This is a genomic window from Salinispirillum marinum, assembly GCF_042650105.1.
Taxonomy (GTDB): domain Bacteria; phylum Pseudomonadota; class Gammaproteobacteria; order Pseudomonadales; family Natronospirillaceae; genus Salinispirillum; species Salinispirillum marinum.
In genome coordinates this window covers 914,590-931,336 of sequence record NZ_JBHSAL010000001.1, presented here as the reverse complement: position 1 = coordinate 931,336, position 16,747 = coordinate 914,590, and the positions used below count along the sequence as shown (strand labels likewise).

Sequence of the window (16,747 nt, the reverse complement as noted above, 5' to 3'; positions counted from 1 at the left end):
TCGGTGTTGTTGGATTGACGAGATTAAGCGACCTAAGGGTCGCTTTTTTTATTACCCGCCAAGTGGCACACTGACTCCATTGCCCAACACCACGAGAAACACGGATGAACGACCTCAAAAACCCCGGTACCAAACGCGAAATTTTTGGCTGGGCCATGTACGACGTGGCGAATCAAGCCTACACCACGGTAGTGATTTCCTTTGTTTATGGCGCCTTCTTTGTCGGCTATATCGTGCCGGAAGGCAGTGCGTGGCGCGACAGCTATTGGTCCATCGCATTGGTGGCCTCCATGCTGGTGGCCATGGTGCTTTCGCCCATTGCCGGGCAGTACATTGATAAAGGACACAGCAAAAAGCAGATGCTCGCTTGGTCTACGTTGGCCTGTGTGGTGTTCACCAGTTTGCTGTGGTTTGTTGAGCCGGGTTATGTCTGGTTGGCTATTCTGCTGTTGGTGGTCAGCAATACCGCATGGATGCTGGGCGAGGCCATCATGTCATCCTTTCTGCCAGACTTGGCGAGCCGGAAGAACATGGGCGTGGTGTCCGGTATCGGTTGGGGTACGGGCTATGTCGGTGGATTGATCAGTATGGTGTTGGTCACCCTTTTGATTGTGACAGCAGACCCGTCGGATAACGTAACGGCGTATATCCGACAGAACCAATGGGCCATGGTGGCCATCTCCATTTATTTTCTGGTGTTTGCGATCCCTACCTTTGTATGGGTACGTGATCACCGTCACACGCCAGATCCGTCGATCGCCAAGAAGTCATGGCGCGCCAGTTTGAATCTCGTGTCGACGTACCGCGAACAGCCGGTGTTGATGCAGTTCTTTTTCGCCTTTCTGTTTTATACCGCCGGTGTGCAAACGGTGATTAAGTTTATTGGCATCTATACGTCCAGTGAGCTGGGCATGACGCCCGCCGAGCTTATCCCTATTTTTCTTGCCACCCAAATCAGTGCGCTATTCGGCGCCATTGCGTTTGGGTTTCTGGAGCGTCGCATCGGTGCGCGGGCAACCTTGTACATCACCATTGCCATCTGGCTGGTGGCGATCACGGCCATGCACCAGCTGCAAAATATCGCCCAGCTGATGAGCGTCGAAGCGAAAACCTTATTTGTATACATTGCGTTGCTGGCAGGCACAGGCATTGGTTCGATACAATCCTCCAGTCGTTCTTTGGTGGGTCAATTAACACCGACCAACCACGCTGGCAGCGCCTTTGGTTTGTGGGGATTTTTCTTGCGTTCGGCGGCTATTTTGGCCGCCATGTTTGGTGTTGTGGCGGATATTTTCAGCCGACAAAATGCATTATTGATGGTGATTTTATTCTTTATCATTGGTGCTGTGCTGCTGTCTCGTGTGCCGTTGGGGCGCACCATCAAGCAGCGTTTGGCCGAAGATGAAGCCAGGGTAAAGGCTGGGCATTCACGGTGAAACCCGTCTAAAGTAGTTAAAGGTTTGTTGTGTGGAGTTGTCCAATATGAATTTTACAAAGGATCCGGAGATCATCGCACGGGTACCGCACGTCGATGTATGCGCGTGCCAAGTGGGATTGCCCTTTGAATTCACTATGGCCTTCCAACCCATTTGGGACTGGCGGGCGCAAAAAGTGTTTGCTTATGAAGCCTTGGTGCGCGGTAAAGACGGTTGTGGTGCAGGTGCGATTTTGAGCCAGGTCACGGCGAAGAACAAATATGCGTTTGATCAAGCCTGCCGCGTTACGGCAATTCGTTTGGCGGCAGAACTGGCGATGCCGAAAGATTGCTTTCTGAGCATTAACTTTCTCCCTAACGCAATTTACGACCCCAATACCTGCATTCGGGCGACGTTAGAAGCCGCTGAACAGTATCAATTTCCGTACAAACAAATCATGTTTGAAATGACGGAACAGGAAGGTCTATCAGACAACAGCCATTTGACGAATATTGTTGAGGCCTATCAAAAATTGGGCTTTATCACCGCAATAGACGATTTTGGTCAGGGGTATTCTGGCCTACATCTGTTGTCGCAGTTTCAGCCCGATGTGTTAAAGATTGATATGGATTTGGTACAAGGCATCGCCACGGATCCGGTGAAACATGCCATTGTTGAAGGCATTGTATTGATGTGTAACCGCCTCAATATTCAACTGATTGCCGAAGGTATTGAAACCGTAGACGATATGAAAACTCTGATGGATTTGGGCATTCCCTATCTGCAAGGCTATCTGTTGGCGCGGCCAGAAATCGAGACGTTGCCAGAGATTCAAGTCAGAAATTAATTTCTGCTTGTCAGGCGCCGCCTACCTTGATAGTTTATTGCGTGATGAACCGCTGATTTAAGAGCAACTTGCAAGCGGTATACAAATGTAGCTAAAGCGCATCGCGTGTCATGCCTTCATCTGTATTGCCTTTGTTCGTTTCTGAATCAGTAATCCTTAAGATATTTTTGCCACTGTATGCGGCTGAGGAATGCTGACCCTATGGAAACCCTGAATTCTGCTTACTTTGCGGCTCGAGAGAGTGCGCAACCCCAATGTCGGGTATTTTTACGTGCACACCTGCAGCGTGGCTTTGCCTTGCCCAATACCCTGTTGCGCGTAGATGTCACCGATCAAGTGCCAGCCTTGTGTGAAATGAGCTATCAACAGCACTTGGCGCCATTAGTTCGTCGGTTGCAAGTACGGATTGAAGAAACGCATGCGGTGCGGGTGCGTACGATTGATGTTGAAGTGCAGTACTATCCGAAAGCAACGCGCAGCGTGATGCCGGTTTCTGAAGCACAAAAAAACCACGCTGCCTAACAGCAGCGTGGCAAAGATGCGATTGGAGGCATTCCAAATTCGCATGCCGCGATTGTATCACGGGCTTTTCACTACCATGACTTTTTACGACGTACTTTGTACCTTGGTAACGGCTTCACGCCAGCGCCGATAATGAGCCGTGCGTTCGGTATTGCGCAGGGAAGGCGTATATTTTTCAGACACTCGCCAGACCTTGTCGAGATCGTGCAAATCTTCGAAATGACCAATGTGCATCGCGGCCAACATGGCCGCGCCCAAGGCCGTACTTTCTTTGGTATGACTGGTCACCGTTGGCACACCCGTAAGATCAGCCAACACCTGCAAGAACCAGCGGTTCTGTACCATGCCACCATCAACGCGCAAACTCGTTACGGCAATGCCATCCTGTACCATGGCTTGTAACAAGTCTTCTGTTTGGAAGGCAATGCTACGAATAGCCGCGGCAACCATGTGCGCTACTCCGGTATCGCGTGTCATGCCAAAGATGGCCGCACGAGCATCTGGGTCCCAATAGGGTGCACCTAAACCGGTGAACGCAGGCACCATGATTTCGGTTTGGTCATGACCGATGGCTTTCGCCAAGGCTTCTGTGTCGGAAGCCTTTTCAATGATGCCAATGCCATCACGCAGCCATTGAATGATCGCCCCGGCCATGAAAATACTGCCCTCTAAGGCATAGGTGGTTTTGCCCTTCAGGCGATAGCCCACCGTGGTCAACAGCCGGTGTTGGCTGATGATGGCCTTTTCGCCAGTATTCACCACGGCGAAGCACCCTGTGCCGTACGTACTCTTCAACATGCCGGGTTCGAAACACGCTTGGCCGACCAGTGCACTTTGTTGATCGCCAATCATTGCGCCGATCGGAATGTCCGCGCCAAACCATTCGGCATCACACACCCCGAAGTCGTCGGAGCTGTCTTTGACTTCAGGCAACAAGGACTCAGGAATCATTAAATGTGCCAGCAGTTGTTCGTCCCACCGCTGCGTATGAATGTTGAACATGAGCGTGCGCGATGCGTTGGATGCATCGGTTGCATGCACGGCGCCCTTGGTTAAGCGCCACAACAAAAAGGTATCTACGGTGCCAAAGATCAATTCGCCGCGTTCAGCGCGAGCCCGCACGCCTTGCACGTTGTCGAGTATCCATTGCACTTTAGTGCCGGAAAAATACGGGTCGAGCAACAGCCCCGTTTTCTCTTGGAAGAGTGGCTCCAATTCGGCTTTTTTTAACTCCTGACAGGTGCGTGCCGAGCGTCGATCTTGCCAAACGATGGCGTTGTAGACCGGCTCACCGGTGTTGCGGTCCCACACTACAGTGGTTTCGCGCTGATTCGTGATACCAATGGAGCGCACCGAGCTAGCTGGTACATTATGTTGTGCCAACACAGAACGACAAGTCCGCAATACGGTTTGCCAAATATCCTCCGGGTTATGCTCTACCCAGCCATTCTTTGGAAAATGTTGCTTGAATTCTTCCTGGGCAGACCCGAGTACCGTCATATCCATGGTGTACAGAATAGCGCGACTGCTGGTGGTGCCTTGGTCGATTGCGAGAATGTAGTCAGTCATAAGCGTAATGTTCTTTAATATTCGTTTTTGTTCTTGATTGCGCATTTATACCCTTGAGGTTCGGCTTTGGCAACCATTCCATGCGCATTAAAGGGTTTCTTTTTGTGTCAGCGTGTTAAAATGCGCGCAATCATGTATCTCAATGGACGACGCATCCGCTATGAACCAGACATTGCGGCAAAATCGCATTCTGACGCTCGTTAAACAGAAAGGCTATCTGACCATCGATGAATTGGTGGAGCATTTTGGGGTTACGCCGCAAACCATTCGGCGCGACCTGAATCAAATGGCGGAACGCGGTGAAATAGAGCGCCATCATGGCGGTGCCGGACAAGCCTCCAGCGTGCAGAACACCGAATACCAAACGCGCAAAATTCAGTTGTTGGCCGAAAAGCAACGTATAGCCGAACAGATAGCTGCCCATGTCCCTGACCATTCCTCGCTGTTCATCAACATCGGTACGACCACCGAAACCATCGCTCAGGCGTTATTGCAGCGTCAGGGCTTGAAGATCGTCACCAACAACCTGCATGTCGCGTCAATACTCAGTGCCAAGCCCGATTTCACGGTGATCATTGCAGGAGGAGAAGTACGCTCACGTGATGGCGGAATTGTGGGTGAAGCCACGCGTGATTTTGTGCACCAGTTTAAGCTCGACTACGGAATCATCGGCATCAGCGGTATAGACGACGACGGCACCCTGCTGGACTTCGACTACCAGGAAGTGCGCATCGCCCAAGCCATCATTGAAAATTCCCGTTTTGTATACTTGGCCGCCGACCATTCAAAATTTGGCCGCAATGCCATGGTACGGTTGGGCAACTTAACCCAGTGTACGGCGCTGTTCACCGACCGCCCTCCCAGTGATCCTCTCAAAACCCTGATTCGTCAGCATCAAGTCGATCTGCATATCTGTTAAAACGTTACGAAAAATAACGCAAAGACTGCTTGCCAGTATGTTCGCTTATGTTTATATTGTGTTCGCAACGAACATATACGAACACGCAGGTTTCGCATGAGCTTGAACTTAGACAATCAATTAAATAACGACACAGTAGATTTGGTGGTCATCGGTGGTGGCATCAACGGCGTGGGTGTTGCGGCAGATGCAGCAGGTCGGGGCTTGTCGGTAGCGCTGTTTGAGGCTGATGATCTAGCCAGCGCAACCTCGTCTTGGAGTTCAAAGCTAATACATGGTGGCCTACGTTATTTGGAGCATTATGAATTCCGCCTGGTGCGCGAAGCCTTGGGGGAGCGAGAAGTATTGCTCCGCATGGCCCCACATTTGGTGACGCCGTTGCGTTTTCGTATGCCGCACCAAGACAAAGTGCGCCCCGCATGGATGATCCGCATCGGCTTATTCATGTACGACCACTTGGCAAAACGCGCCACCTTGCCCGGCTCAAAAGGCATTCGTTTTGACCCCGCCGGCCCGGTAACCAGTGCTTTCAAAAAAGGCTTTGAATACAGCGATTGCAAAGTGGATGACGCGCGTTTAGTGGTCATGAACGCGAAGCTGGCCGAACAAAAGGGCGCTCATATTGCCACGCACCATAAAGTAACGGGCGCCAAGCGTGTCGGTGACCTTTGGCACGTCACCGTGACACCAGAAAGTGGCACGGCTTTTGTCGTTAAAGCGCGCGCGGTGGTTAACGCTGCAGGCCCATGGGTGCGTAAAGTGCTCGACGCAATGGACAATGTGACCATCGACAAAACCATTCGTTTGGTGAAAGGTAGCCACATCATCGTGCCCAAAATTCACGACGAGGACGAAGCCTACATTCTGCAAAACAACGACGGCCGTATCGTCTTCGTCATTCCGTTTCACGACAAGTACTCACTCATCGGCACCACCGATGTGGACTACCACACCGACCCACGGAATCCGGAAATTGATGACAATGAAATCGACTACTTGTTGAAGATCACCCACGATTATTTCAACTGCTCGGTCAGCCGAGAAGACATCGTTTGGACCTATTCCGGTGTACGCCCGTTGATGCAAGGCGAACGTGAAGAAGGCAAGGCCGCCGCAAAAGTGACGCGGGACTACCACTTTGAAGTGGAAGACCAAAAAGGTAAAGCCCCGTTATTGTCGATTTTTGGCGGCAAGTTGACCACTTACCGGAAGCTATCTGAAGCAGCCATTAAAGGTTTAAAACCGTATTTCCCGAACATGGGGCCAGCGTGGACAGCCAGCGCCATTTTACCGGGCGGCGAACAGCTCACCACCCCCGAAGCCTACAGTGACGAGTTGATGCAGCGTTACGTTTTCCTCGACCGTGCCACCGCGCGCCGCCTGGCGTTCAGCTATGGCCGGTTAGCTGAACAATGGCTGGGTAAAGCACGTCAGGCTACCGATTTGGGTGTGCGCTTTGGCGATTTATTTAAGGTTGAAGTCGATTATTTGTGCGACCACGAATGGGCCAAAACGGTGGACGACATTATCTGGCGACGCACCAAAACCGGCATCGGTATGTCGGAAGAAAATAAACAACGCCTGGCCGACTACCTCAGCGCACGAGGTGCGGTGGCAAAAAAGACTGAACAAGCGGTGGCCTGAGGGCTGAAAACACTTGGACTACCGTTTGTTGAGCGCGGAGTGGGAATAACGTTGCCCGACTTCAAAAAAATCATGAAGTATTTCATGGTTGTTCTCTCTGCTTAATCTCGATATCCCTTGCCCGGCTTCTCTCCTCGAGCACCGGGCTTTTTTTATTGCCTGGAAATAGTTAGGTGTTTTTGGTGGGGGTAGGGGAATCCGTGTTATGGATGATCCAGTCTCGAAATCTGGCATCCTTAAACTCATAGGTAAGATGGTACGTCACAGCATTATGACAATGTTTATCCGAGCTGCCATGGGTTGACGAACTTGGCACCCGTATTCCTGAACTCGCTTTCATTTCGAGTTACAACTGTGAGGTTGTGGTTGACCGCGAGGCCAGCGAGCATGGCGTCAGGTAGGTGATCATCCAGCGGCTCTCCACGGCGGCGCTTTTCTTCCATAATGCGCGCGCAACATTCAGCATCACTCAAAGACCAGTCAAAAACTCGATCTTCGAAATACAGTTCAATAAGGTCGTGAAACAGTCTTGCGAGTTGGCTACGCCGTTGCCCAGAATCGAGTCTGCCGATGCCGTTTAATATTTCCCAAACGGTGATGGAGGCAATAGCAAGTCCTCTCTCCGCAATAGAATCGAGATATATTGCGACCTGAGCAGTGGGTGCTGGCCGCATCATTTCGGAGATAACGTTGGCGTCTAGTAAGTATTCAACTCGTGTGGTCACAACTTTTTCTCGTCTGCAAATTCAATGTGCTGATAGTTGTACTGGCTGCGGGATGGAAGCTCAATGCCATGCTCTTGACCAAAAAAATGACGAAAAACTTCGGAAGGCAACTGGCGTGCCTCACTCTTTTGACGCTTTTCATGAATCAAACGGCGGACAAGCTCTTCCATAGATACGCCCTTGGCCTTGGCTTCACGTTGAAGCCAAAATTTATCGCTGGGATCAACACTACGCACGGTGATGGTCGTATTCATGACGATACCTGTTGAACAAAAATAATGGCCTTCAGTATAGTGCTAGCATTATTTGCTTTCAAGAACAGCATGATTCTAGTGTTCTTCGGTACTTGCGGGTTGTATCGGGCAACCAAACTTCCGTTCTCATGCGTGCGGTTGCCGTTGCTGTCGTATTGCCAGCTTTGTACCGAAATACCGTTTTTCAACACCTGCGCCAAGCGGTTGTGTTGGTCGTACAGGTATTGGTATTCAGCGGGAATACCACCCAAGGTTTCGGTTTTGCCGTTAATGCGGCCTACGTCATCCCGATGCAGGGTGTAGTGATACAACACCGAACCGTACTGGCTGGCGCTGTACTCAGACAGTTCACCCAGTGCGTTGTAAGCTTGGCCGGTGTACAGGCTGCCCAGTTGGGTACTGGTGAGCAAACCATGGGTTGGCCCGTAGTTCAGGCTCAAATCACCCGCCTGAATAAGCTGGCTGTCGGCATTGAATTGCCAATCCACCGCCACGCCGTTCAATAACTGACGCGTGGGCTCAAAATAATGGTTGTACTCGTAACCGAGTGCCCCCGACACCGGGCCACTCCATTGCGTGCCGGTGAGCAAGAAACCGTCGTACTCATAAGCCGTTTGCAGACCACCGGGCGCGGTTAAGGTTTTGAGCTGCCCGCTGTGCACGGCATCTTGCGCGCCGTAGTAGGAAAAAGGCAGGCATAAACCTCGTCCGCACGAACGAGGGTCATGCCTGCCTGAAATGTAAAATTTGACTGTTAAAGAACAAGTGCTACCCAGCATATTCGATTCATCCTTTGGGTTCATTGCCACTCTTTTTGTGCGGCAGTTATTCTATGAGTTTAGGATGCCTCAAATAGCAACCGAATACATAGAGTGACTAGCCTTCCTCACTCAAACGTAATAAATCCAATTTCAGCCCCACTCCCATAGCCCTCATAATAGACCCAATAAAAATTTTCATCCCTTGAATCTTGTTCAATTCTCATTCTGTATGCTTGTTCATTTATGATAACGTCAAAAGAAAATCCACCTATTGGGTGTGAGCCTGATTTTCCTTTGAAAGTGCTGAGCTTTAGAAGAGCATTCTTTATCTCGGACGTACTTTTTTGCGTACGCTCTTGTAATACTATTTGATCGTCACTCTTTAGATTACTCTTAAGATAATGAATAAATATTGCATTTTGAACAGTCAGCAGGAAAACGCCCATCAGAAGCACTGATGCCAGTGTGTAAAAGACTGCTTTCTTCTTCCTTTTAATCACAAAGATATGAAAATATGGAATCATTAATAGGAAGACCAGGATCGTAACCAGTCCTACCCATAGAGATATTGCGGTAAAAAAATCAACTAATATCTTCATCAGCAAATTAAACTCATTAATCTATGAATGATCCATAGCGGATTTCCTTGAATAATAGTACTCGTCCTAGTGAGATAGGCATGCGCCCCAACAGGCACTCCAATGCCGGCACCATAACCACCATATATTCCATGGTAACCTTCTCCAGCCATATGCCCTCCCTCAATAACGAAGCCATCTCCTGCTTCAATTCCAAATTGCGTACCAATACCTCGCAAGTCATTAACGGAATTAGCGCCTGTAATTTCTACGTTTCCAGTGATCGACAATCCAGGAGATTCGGCACCTATACCATTAATAACCTGTAAGGCTATATTGAAATGGTGGTCAACCACTATATTAAAGCCAGCGGTGCCGCCTATTCCAAAGCCACCTCCGACGTTAAAAGAAACACCGAATGTCGCTAAACCTGTTGGATCAATGTATCTAACGGGATCACTATAAACATACGCATAATGATTCAACCCGCCCCCAAACCCTATCGGGTCCTTCGTCGTCCATCTTCCCACTTCCGGGTCATAATCGCGGGCACCGAACCTAACCAATTCGGTATCGCGGTCATAAATACCACCTGCATACCCAAACGGCTGGAAACCCGGATTCGTGTCGTTCGTGACATTGCCCCACGCATCATAGTCCATGCGTTGGGCGATTTCGCCTGTTTGGGTGTTCACTACTAAGCGCACACTGCCCAGATGATCACTGACGATGCGGTAGTGGTTGCCGTTTTTGATCATGTAGCTGGGTACATGGCCTTTGTCGGCGTACACAAAACGCGCCACGATGTTGTTGTTGCCATCCAGTTCCGCCACGGGGTTCAGTTGGTCTTGGTACAAGAACCCTTGTTCTTGGATGCCGTTGCGTATTTTACCCACTCTCCGGTTTTGGCCGTCGATCAGGTATTCAATCTGCGTGCTGTCGGGCAGGGTGACGGTTCTCAGGTTTGAGAAGGCGTCGTAGTGGTAGTCGGTAGTTTCTCCACTGTTTGCGTTGGTTTTTTGTGTGCGTTCGCCGTTGGCGGTGTAGCGGTATTGGTTATCGCCGTACTGCAACAGGCGGTCTTGCGCGTCGTACTGTGCGATTAACGTACCGTTCTCATGCGTGCGGTTGCCGTTGCTGTCGTATTGCCAGCTTTGTACTGAAACGCCGTTTTTCAACACCTGCGCCAAGCGGTTGTGTTGGTCGTACAGGTATTGGTATTCGGTGGGAATACCGCCAAAGGTTTCGGTTTTGCCGTTAATGCGGCCCACGTCATCCCGATGCAGGGTGTAATGATACAACACCGAACCGTACTGGCTGGCGCTGTACTCGGACAGTTCACCCAGTGCGTTGTAAGCTTGGCCGGTATAGAGGCTGCCCAGTTGGGTGCTGGTGAGCAGACCATTGTTGGCTTGATATTGTAGGGTTAAGTCACCGGCTTGCGTGAGTTGGCTGTCGGCATTGAATTGCCAATCCACCGCTACGCCGTTCAACAGTTGGCGCGTGGGCTCAAAATAATGGTTGTACTCGTAGCCGAGTGCCCCCGACACCGGGCCGTTCCACGATGTACCCGTGAGCAAGAAACCATCGTACTCATAAGCCGTTTGCAGACCGCCGGGCGCGGTTAAGGTTTTGAGCTGCCCGCTGTGCACAGCATCTTGCGCGCCGTAGTAGGCGAAGTCATACCGGCCTTCGGGAATGACCAGTTCGGTCAGTTGCCCGGTGGTGGTGTTATAGCCGAAGTCCACCACGGTGCCGTCGGGCCGGGTGAGGGCTTCGAGTTGTTTATCCCGGTTGTATTGATAATGGGTGGTGGGGTGCCCGTTGCCCAAAGGCGCATCCGTCTGGCTGTCGTTCGGGTTCGGTGGGCTGTAGGTTTCTTGTTGGTCTACTGGGGTGTAGGCGAAACGGTGTATGTCGCCGCTGGACAGCCGAATTTCCGTGAGGTTGCCGTTCGGGTCATAGTCGTAGTCTACCGTTGAACCGTTCGGGAAGGTCTGCTGTTGTACGCGGCCTACGGCGTCGTTTTCGTAATGCACGGTTTTGCCGAGGGCTGCGCTCCTACCGTAAGCGTAAGTTACAGACCCGAATACAACAGGCAGACATAAACCGCGTTCATACAAACGAAGGCTAATCCTGCATGATCTGGTTGTTAAAGAGCAAGTGCTGTCCGGCATTTTCGGTTAATCCTTATGAGCCAATGCCGCACAATTGTGTGGCAATGTCTCGTTCTAGAAGCAAGTGTTAAGGTTGTTCAAAGCACTACCAAGGTTCATAGGGGACGGAAATTAACTTCGCAATCCCTAGCTTGGATAGTGGCTTGATAGCCCCTCTCGAGTAGCCAATAGAACTTTTAAAACCCCCGTCGTCTTTTATATTTATGGACACATAGACCCCTTTTAAATATCCAAAAACTGCCCCAGCGTATACTTTCAATTCTGCGTGTGAAAGGTCGGTGCAAATCGCTAAAAGTGAATCGTAATCTACATCTGCAAGCGGTTCAGTCCCTGCGCATGCCCATTCACTCTGATTATGTGAGACCTTGACGCCGATTAACTTTGCGATCTGCTCATAACTTCCCACCCAAAACCCTATAGTTTGTTCGGAAAACCATATGGTAATACCTAATGATCTAGGATTTTTTTGGGAAATTTTTATCTCATAATCGATTACATAATCATTGTTTATAAGGTCTTCTGGTTCCTTTCTTGTCGAAACTTCGATAGTGCCAGAAGGAAGCGATTCAGCCCACTTTAGAGTTTTGTTCACTAATTCACTTACTGAATCGCTATTCATATCTCATTCCACAAAACTTTACGAATTCAGGACTACAATCAATCACTTTCAAGGCTAAATTTCCTTCAGTAATAGTCTCGATAATCCTATGCCGACCATAAATGCAATGGCGATAACAGGGACAGCAAAATCAAAGGCCGAGGCAATGATCAGAAGAGCAGAGGACGCTAATGCAAGTTGAATGAACAAGCACGCTGACGTAATAAGCATCTGATGGCCAAGACGCTGTTTGCTCTGCCCCTTATGACCAGCTAATCTAGTTGCCAACCAGATTAGCCCCCGAAAAATAAAAGGTGTTGCCACTCCACAGATCAGTGCGAGAACTCCCGCCACAATCATGGCATCCACCTTAGTTGCAATTCCATCAAACGAACAACTTCAATGATGATGGTTCGACTTCGACGATGGGAACCCCGTATGAAGCCAATCCTTCAAGTAAATTATCCATGTGTGTGGCCGAACAAGTCATGTGCAGATTTTTCCCATCGGTGAACACAAGCGCAATATTGAAGTCGTAGTTTCTCTTTTTTTGTTCCTCAGGCTCGAATGGCGCATACTGTAACTCGCATATTTTTTGCTTAACTTCAGCCTTTGATAATTCAATAGATTTTCCGTAGGGGCGATAGATCCTTAAACCCTTCGGGTGTAATGCTATTTTTCGCATTTCTTTGAAAAACCCCAGTACAAAACGAGCTGCCCGATATGTGATCCAAAGATGGAATAGTGGTAATGAATAGGCAAATACTAATTTAGCATAGTCCATTATTGATGTGGGTTTTATATTGGGTGGAAATTCATCCCAATATAGTACATATCCGAAGAATATAGTGGACGCCAATACTATAAAAAAACCAATTACCATGAAAAATGGAATAATATTGAAAGGATCTATCCTGCTATTAGATGCCAACGTTTTCTGTGTCGATGATTTCATTATTTAGGCCGCTGCATGTTATTGATGGTATAAACATGGTGGCTAAGTACTCCAAAAAATAGAGTCGACATGGATTGAAATGTCGACTCTGTCATTTTATCTATAGCATCTGAATAGGGCCTTACAATAGAGCTCCCCAAGAATCCACCTACGCTTGATCCTGCTACCGCAGCCCAACCTACACAGCCCAATGCTGACCGCCCTTGTATCGTGTTGGCAATGACTTGTCCCCCGAAACTCTCAAAACCTGAAATGGCACCTGATGTCGCCATGTTTCTAAACACACCACGAACAGCCGTTGACGGTGCAATTACACCGACAACGCCGCCAACAGCACCTGCAACCAATATGTCGGTAACAGAGCCATTTGCTAAGTACGCCCCATAAGCACCGGAAGCGAAACCTACAAACCCACCTACTGCTTGGACTACCCACAGTCCGTTTTCGTCGCGATAATTGATGGGATTGGACGCGCTGTATTGGTATACGTTTAAGTCGCCTCCCCCAAACCCTATCGGGTCCTTCGTCGTCCATCTTCCCACTTCTGGGTCGTAGTCGCGGGCACCGAACCTAACCAATTCGGTATCGCGGTCATAAATCCCACCCGCATACCCGAATGGCTGGAACCCCGGATTGGTGTCATTCGTGACGTTGCCCCACGCATCGTAGTCCATGCGTTGGGCGATTTCTCCGTTGCTGGTGTTCACCACTAAGCGCACACTGCCCAGATGATCACTGACGATGCGGTAGTTATTACCGTTTTTGATCATGTAGCTGGGCACATGGCCTTTGTCGGCGTAGATGAATCGTGCGGTTACATTATTGTTGCCATCCAGTTCCGCTACGGGGTTCAGTTGGTCTTGGTACAAGAACCCTTGCTCTTGGATGCCGTTGCGTATTTTGCCCACTCTCCGGTTTTGGCCGTCGATCAGATATTCAATCTGCGTGCTGTCGGGCAGGGTAACGGTTCTCAGGTTCGAGAAGGCATCGTAGTGGTAGTCGGTAGTTTCTCCACTGATTGCGTTCGTCTTTTGTGTACGCTCGCCGTTGGCGGTGTAGCGGTATTGGTTATCGCCGTATTGCAACAGGCGGTCTTGCGCGTCGTACTGGGCAACCAAACTGCCGTTTTCATGCGTACGGTTGCCGTTGCTGTCGTATTGCCAGCTTTGTACTGAAATACCGTTTTTTAACACCTGCGCCAAGCGGTTGTGTTGGTCGTACAGGTATTGGTATTCGGTGGGAATAACGCCTAAGTTTTCGGTTATGCCGTTAATGCGGCCGACGTCATCCCGATGCAGGGCGTAATGGTACAACACCGAACCGTACTGGCTGGCGCTGTACTCAGAGAGTTCACCCAGTGCGTTGTAATTCTGGCCGGTATAGAGGCTGCCCAGTTGGGTGCTGGTGAGCAAACCATGGATTGGCCCGTAGTTCAGGCTCAAATCACCCGCCTGAATAAGCTGGCTGTCGGCATTGAATTGCCAATCCACCGCCATACCGTTCAACAGTTGGCGGGTAGGCTCAAAATAGTGGTTGTACTCGTAACCCAGTGCTCCCGACACCGGGCCGTTCCATTGGGTGCCGGTGAGCAAGAAGCCATCGTACTCATAAGCCGTTTGCTGACCACCGGGCGCGGTTAAGGTTTTGAGCTGCCCGCTGTGCACGGCATCCTGTGCGCCGTAGTAGGAGAAGGACAGGCATAAACCTCGCCCGCACGAACGAGGTTTATGCCTGCCTGAAATGCAAAATTTGACTGTTAAAGAGCAAGTGCTGTCCAGCATTTCGATTCATCCTTAGGGGTCATTACGCACGTTTTGGTAACATACATATTCAAGTCAAAAACGACTTGATAACCCCAGCATGAGGCTTGGGTTTATTAATAGTGTAACTCCCAGCCCCAAGGCCAAAACTCCTATAATAATGGCGAAACTCCCTGTTATGCTGTTCTTCATTTCATGTCCTTCGATACCATAGGCTACTTTTCTGCTTTTTATTATGCTGATAGCCCATATAATTTCGACTACTGCAATTAGTCTTATTCCCAGTGTTGCATTCAACATGGTTACTACAATTATAGCAATAACGATAATTCTATATTTTGACATTCTCATATATATAGGCCTATCCAAAACGCATAGAATAGGAATCCAGCCAGTAATGTTGATACTGAAAATATGAGTTGAATAAGATTTATTAAGCTCCTTTTCTTTCTATGTGAGGACATAGTCCACATGAAAAAAGCCATCATGAATAAGATAAATGGTATTGGGAATAAGATATACCATAAAGAATTTATTTCAGGGGTTCCATGCTTTCTGATCCATAATATTTCAGTGGTGGGGAGTAGGGCAATGACAACAGTCACCACCGCCCAATTAATATTCATTAATTTTGAATAAAATTTATTGGCTACTCCCATGCTGCACCTATATTAAATGTTCCACCAAAGCCAATTTTAATTCCAAAACCCTGTGTGGCACTTATACTCCCAAAAAGTCCTCCGCTTTCTGTAAAGTCAATCTGCGATTTACCATTGCAGTCAGCCCCTGCAATCATACCTGTTTGGCCTGACCAACCACCCGCTACCGGGCCAATAATAGCCGCAGCCCAGCCTTGAAACCCAGTATATATTTCTGAACCATTATATGAATTTCCATTTTTCGGTACTGGAAATTTCCCGCTTGGGTTATATGATATCCCCCCTCCAAAGCCGACTCCTACTCCGAGAGTGGCAAACCATTTGCCATTGCTGCGACCAACCGATACGGTTCCACCTTTAACAAAGAATACGCTTAAATCTATGCTCCAGAGCCCATTCGGATCAATAAAATTAATCGGGTCATTTTCAACATACGCATAATGGTTCAGCCCACCCCCAAACCCTATCGGGTCCTTCGTCGTCCAGCGGCCGATCTCAGGGTCATAGTCGCGTGCACCAAAACGAACGAGGTTTATATCACGGTCATAAATACCACCCGCATACCCAAACGGCTGAAATCCCGGATTCGTGTCATTAGTCACGTTGCCCCAAGCATCATAGTCCATGCGTTGGGCGATTTCGCCGGTGTTGGTGTTGATGACGAGTCGCACACTGCCCAGATGATCAATGACGATGCGGTAGTTATTACCGTTTTTGATCATGACGCTGGGCACATGGCCTTTGTCGGCGTAGATGAATCGTGCGGTTACATTATTGTTGCCATCCAGTTCCGCCACGGGGTTCAGTTGGTCTTGGTACAAGAACCCTTGTTCTTGGATGCCGTTGCGTATTTTACCCACTCTCCGGTTTTGCCCGTCGATCAGATATTCAATCTGCGTGCTGTCGGGCAGGGTAACGGTTCTCAGGTTCGAGAAGGCGTCATAATGGTAGTCGGTGGTTTCACCACTGATTGCGTTTCTTTTTTGCGTGCGCTCGCCGTTGGCGGTGTAGCGGTATTGGTTATCGCCGTATTGCAACAGGCGGTCTTGCGCGTCGTACTGGGCAACCAAACTGCCGTTTTCATGCGTACGGTTGCCGTTGCTGTCGTATTGCCAGCTTTGTACTGAAATACCGTTTTTTAACACCTGCGCCAAGCGGTTGTGTTGGTCGTACAGGTATTGGTATTCGGTGGGAATACCGCCTAAGGTTTCGGTTTTACCGTTAATGCGGCCGACGTCATCCCGATGCAGGGTGTAATGATACAACACCGAACCGTACTGGCTGGCGCTGTACTCAGCCAGTTCACCCAGTGCGTTGTAAGCTTGGCCGGTGTACAGGCTGCCCAGTTGGGTACTGGTGAGCAA

Annotated in this window: 17 protein-coding genes; 5 read left to right on the top strand and 12 right to left on the bottom strand. The window is 49.4% G+C overall.

Annotation, left to right across the window (positions count from 1 at the left end; genetic code table 11):
• Positions 1-104: 104 nt before the first annotated feature.
• The 3 genes from ACFOSD_RS04365 to ACFOSD_RS04355 all read left to right on the top strand — a co-directional run bounded on the left by ACFOSD_RS04365 (position 105) and on the right by ACFOSD_RS04355 (position 2,784).
• Positions 105-1,436, top strand: a complete 1,332-nt coding sequence (locus ACFOSD_RS04365) for an MFS transporter (RefSeq protein WP_380693143.1) — start codon at positions 105-107, stop codon at positions 1,434-1,436.
• A gap of 46 nt (positions 1,437-1,482) precedes the next feature.
• The gene (locus tag ACFOSD_RS04360) at positions 1,483-2,262 is read left to right on the top strand and encodes an EAL domain-containing protein (RefSeq protein ID WP_380693145.1); all 780 of its coding nucleotides are present in this window, start codon (positions 1,483-1,485) and stop codon (positions 2,260-2,262) included.
• 201 nt (positions 2,263-2,463) lie between these two features.
• On the top strand, positions 2,464-2,784 hold the full coding sequence (locus ACFOSD_RS04355; protein ID WP_380693148.1) for a hypothetical protein: 321 nt from the start codon (positions 2,464-2,466) through the stop codon (positions 2,782-2,784).
• A gap of 84 nt (positions 2,785-2,868) precedes the next feature.
• Here the strand turns inward: ACFOSD_RS04355 and glpK are convergent, their stop codons facing one another.
• A complete protein-coding gene (gene glpK / locus ACFOSD_RS04350; RefSeq protein ID WP_380693150.1) occupies positions 2,869-4,353 on the bottom strand; it encodes a glycerol kinase GlpK in 1,485 nt (494 codons plus the stop codon).
• 160 nt (positions 4,354-4,513) lie between these two features.
• Here glpK and ACFOSD_RS04345 point away from each other — a divergent pair, with 160 nt between their 5' ends.
• A complete protein-coding gene (locus ACFOSD_RS04345; protein ID WP_380693152.1) occupies positions 4,514-5,272 on the top strand; it encodes a DeoR/GlpR family transcriptional regulator in 759 nt (252 codons plus the stop codon).
• Positions 5,273-5,368: 96 nt separating this feature from the next.
• Entirely contained in the window at positions 5,369-6,916 is a 1,548-nt protein-coding gene (gene glpD, locus ACFOSD_RS04340) for a glycerol-3-phosphate dehydrogenase (RefSeq protein WP_380693153.1), read from the top strand.
• Between the two features lie 281 nt (positions 6,917-7,197).
• On the opposite strand, the gene ACFOSD_RS04335 is transcribed toward glpD, so the two are convergent.
• From ACFOSD_RS04335 to ACFOSD_RS04285, 11 genes are all read right to left on the bottom strand, one after another.
• Complete coding sequence (locus ACFOSD_RS04335) at positions 7,198-7,641, bottom strand: PIN domain-containing protein (protein WP_380693155.1); 444 nt, start codon at positions 7,639-7,641, stop codon at positions 7,198-7,200.
• Entirely contained in the window at positions 7,638-7,895 is a 258-nt protein-coding gene (locus ACFOSD_RS04330; protein WP_380693157.1) for a hypothetical protein, read from the bottom strand. Before ACFOSD_RS04330 ends, ACFOSD_RS04335 begins: the two co-directional genes overlap by 4 nt.
• Positions 7,892-8,698: a hypothetical protein gene (locus ACFOSD_RS04325; RefSeq protein ID WP_380693159.1), complete on the bottom strand. Its 807-nt coding sequence runs from the start codon at positions 8,696-8,698 to the stop codon at positions 7,892-7,894. The genes ACFOSD_RS04330 and ACFOSD_RS04325 overlap by 4 nt, the downstream gene beginning before the upstream one ends.
• 83 nt (positions 8,699-8,781) lie before the next feature.
• Positions 8,782-9,255 (bottom strand): hypothetical protein, encoded by a 474-nt coding sequence (locus tag ACFOSD_RS04320; protein WP_380693161.1) that lies wholly within the window; start codon positions 9,253-9,255, stop codon positions 8,782-8,784.
• A complete protein-coding gene (locus ACFOSD_RS04315) occupies positions 9,255-11,273 on the bottom strand; it encodes an RHS repeat domain-containing protein (protein WP_380693163.1) in 2,019 nt (672 codons plus the stop codon). The genes ACFOSD_RS04320 and ACFOSD_RS04315 overlap by 1 nt, the downstream gene beginning before the upstream one ends.
• 223 nt (positions 11,274-11,496) lie before the next feature.
• On the bottom strand, positions 11,497-12,030 hold the full coding sequence (locus ACFOSD_RS04310) for a hypothetical protein (protein WP_380693165.1): 534 nt from the start codon (positions 12,028-12,030) through the stop codon (positions 11,497-11,499).
• A 54-nt stretch (positions 12,031-12,084) separates the two neighbouring features.
• Entirely contained in the window at positions 12,085-12,369 is a 285-nt protein-coding gene (locus tag ACFOSD_RS04305; RefSeq protein WP_380693167.1) for a hypothetical protein, read from the bottom strand.
• 25 nt (positions 12,370-12,394) lie between these two features.
• Complete coding sequence (locus ACFOSD_RS04300) at positions 12,395-12,964, bottom strand: hypothetical protein (protein WP_380693169.1); 570 nt, start codon at positions 12,962-12,964, stop codon at positions 12,395-12,397.
• A complete protein-coding gene (locus ACFOSD_RS04295) occupies positions 12,964-14,628 on the bottom strand; it encodes an RHS repeat domain-containing protein (RefSeq protein WP_380693171.1) in 1,665 nt (554 codons plus the stop codon). The genes ACFOSD_RS04300 and ACFOSD_RS04295 overlap by 1 nt, the downstream gene beginning before the upstream one ends.
• A gap of 171 nt (positions 14,629-14,799) precedes the next feature.
• Positions 14,800-15,075, bottom strand: coding sequence for a hypothetical protein (locus tag ACFOSD_RS04290; protein ID WP_380693173.1), 276 nt, complete (start codon positions 15,073-15,075; stop codon positions 14,800-14,802).
• A gap of 298 nt (positions 15,076-15,373) precedes the next feature.
• A partial coding sequence (locus ACFOSD_RS04285; protein WP_380709133.1) for an RHS repeat domain-containing protein occupies positions 15,374-16,747 on the bottom strand: 1,374 nt, incomplete at its 5' end.

Bases quoted from the DNA above. Each gene is read 5' to 3' on its own strand.
- ACFOSD_RS04365 (WP_380693143.1), top strand. From the start codon at position 105: ATGAACGACCTCAAAAACCCCGGTACCAAACGCGAAATTTTTGGCTGG.
- ACFOSD_RS04360 (WP_380693145.1), top strand. From the start codon at position 1,483: ATGAATTTTACAAAGGATCCGGAGATCATCGCACGGGTACCGCACGTC.
- ACFOSD_RS04355 (WP_380693148.1), top strand. From the start codon at position 2,464: ATGGAAACCCTGAATTCTGCTTACTTTGCGGCTCGAGAGAGTGCGCAA.
- glpK (WP_380693150.1), bottom strand. From the start codon at position 4,353: ATGACTGACTACATTCTCGCAATCGACCAAGGCACCACCAGCAGTCGC.
- ACFOSD_RS04345 (WP_380693152.1), top strand. From the start codon at position 4,514: ATGAACCAGACATTGCGGCAAAATCGCATTCTGACGCTCGTTAAACAG.
- glpD (WP_380693153.1), top strand. From the start codon at position 5,369: ATGAGCTTGAACTTAGACAATCAATTAAATAACGACACAGTAGATTTG.
- ACFOSD_RS04330 (WP_380693157.1), bottom strand. From the start codon at position 7,895: ATGAATACGACCATCACCGTGCGTAGTGTTGATCCCAGCGATAAATTT.
- ACFOSD_RS04325 (WP_380693159.1), bottom strand. From the start codon at position 8,698: ATGAACCCAAAGGATGAATCGAATATGCTGGGTAGCACTTGTTCTTTA.
- ACFOSD_RS04320 (WP_380693161.1), bottom strand. From the start codon at position 9,255: ATGAAGATATTAGTTGATTTTTTTACCGCAATATCTCTATGGGTAGGA.
- ACFOSD_RS04310 (WP_380693165.1), bottom strand. From the start codon at position 12,030: ATGAATAGCGATTCAGTAAGTGAATTAGTGAACAAAACTCTAAAGTGG.
- ACFOSD_RS04305 (WP_380693167.1), bottom strand. From the start codon at position 12,369: ATGATTGTGGCGGGAGTTCTCGCACTGATCTGTGGAGTGGCAACACCT.
- ACFOSD_RS04300 (WP_380693169.1), bottom strand. From the start codon at position 12,964: ATGAAATCATCGACACAGAAAACGTTGGCATCTAATAGCAGGATAGAT.
- ACFOSD_RS04290 (WP_380693173.1), bottom strand. From the start codon at position 15,075: ATGAGAATGTCAAAATATAGAATTATCGTTATTGCTATAATTGTAGTA.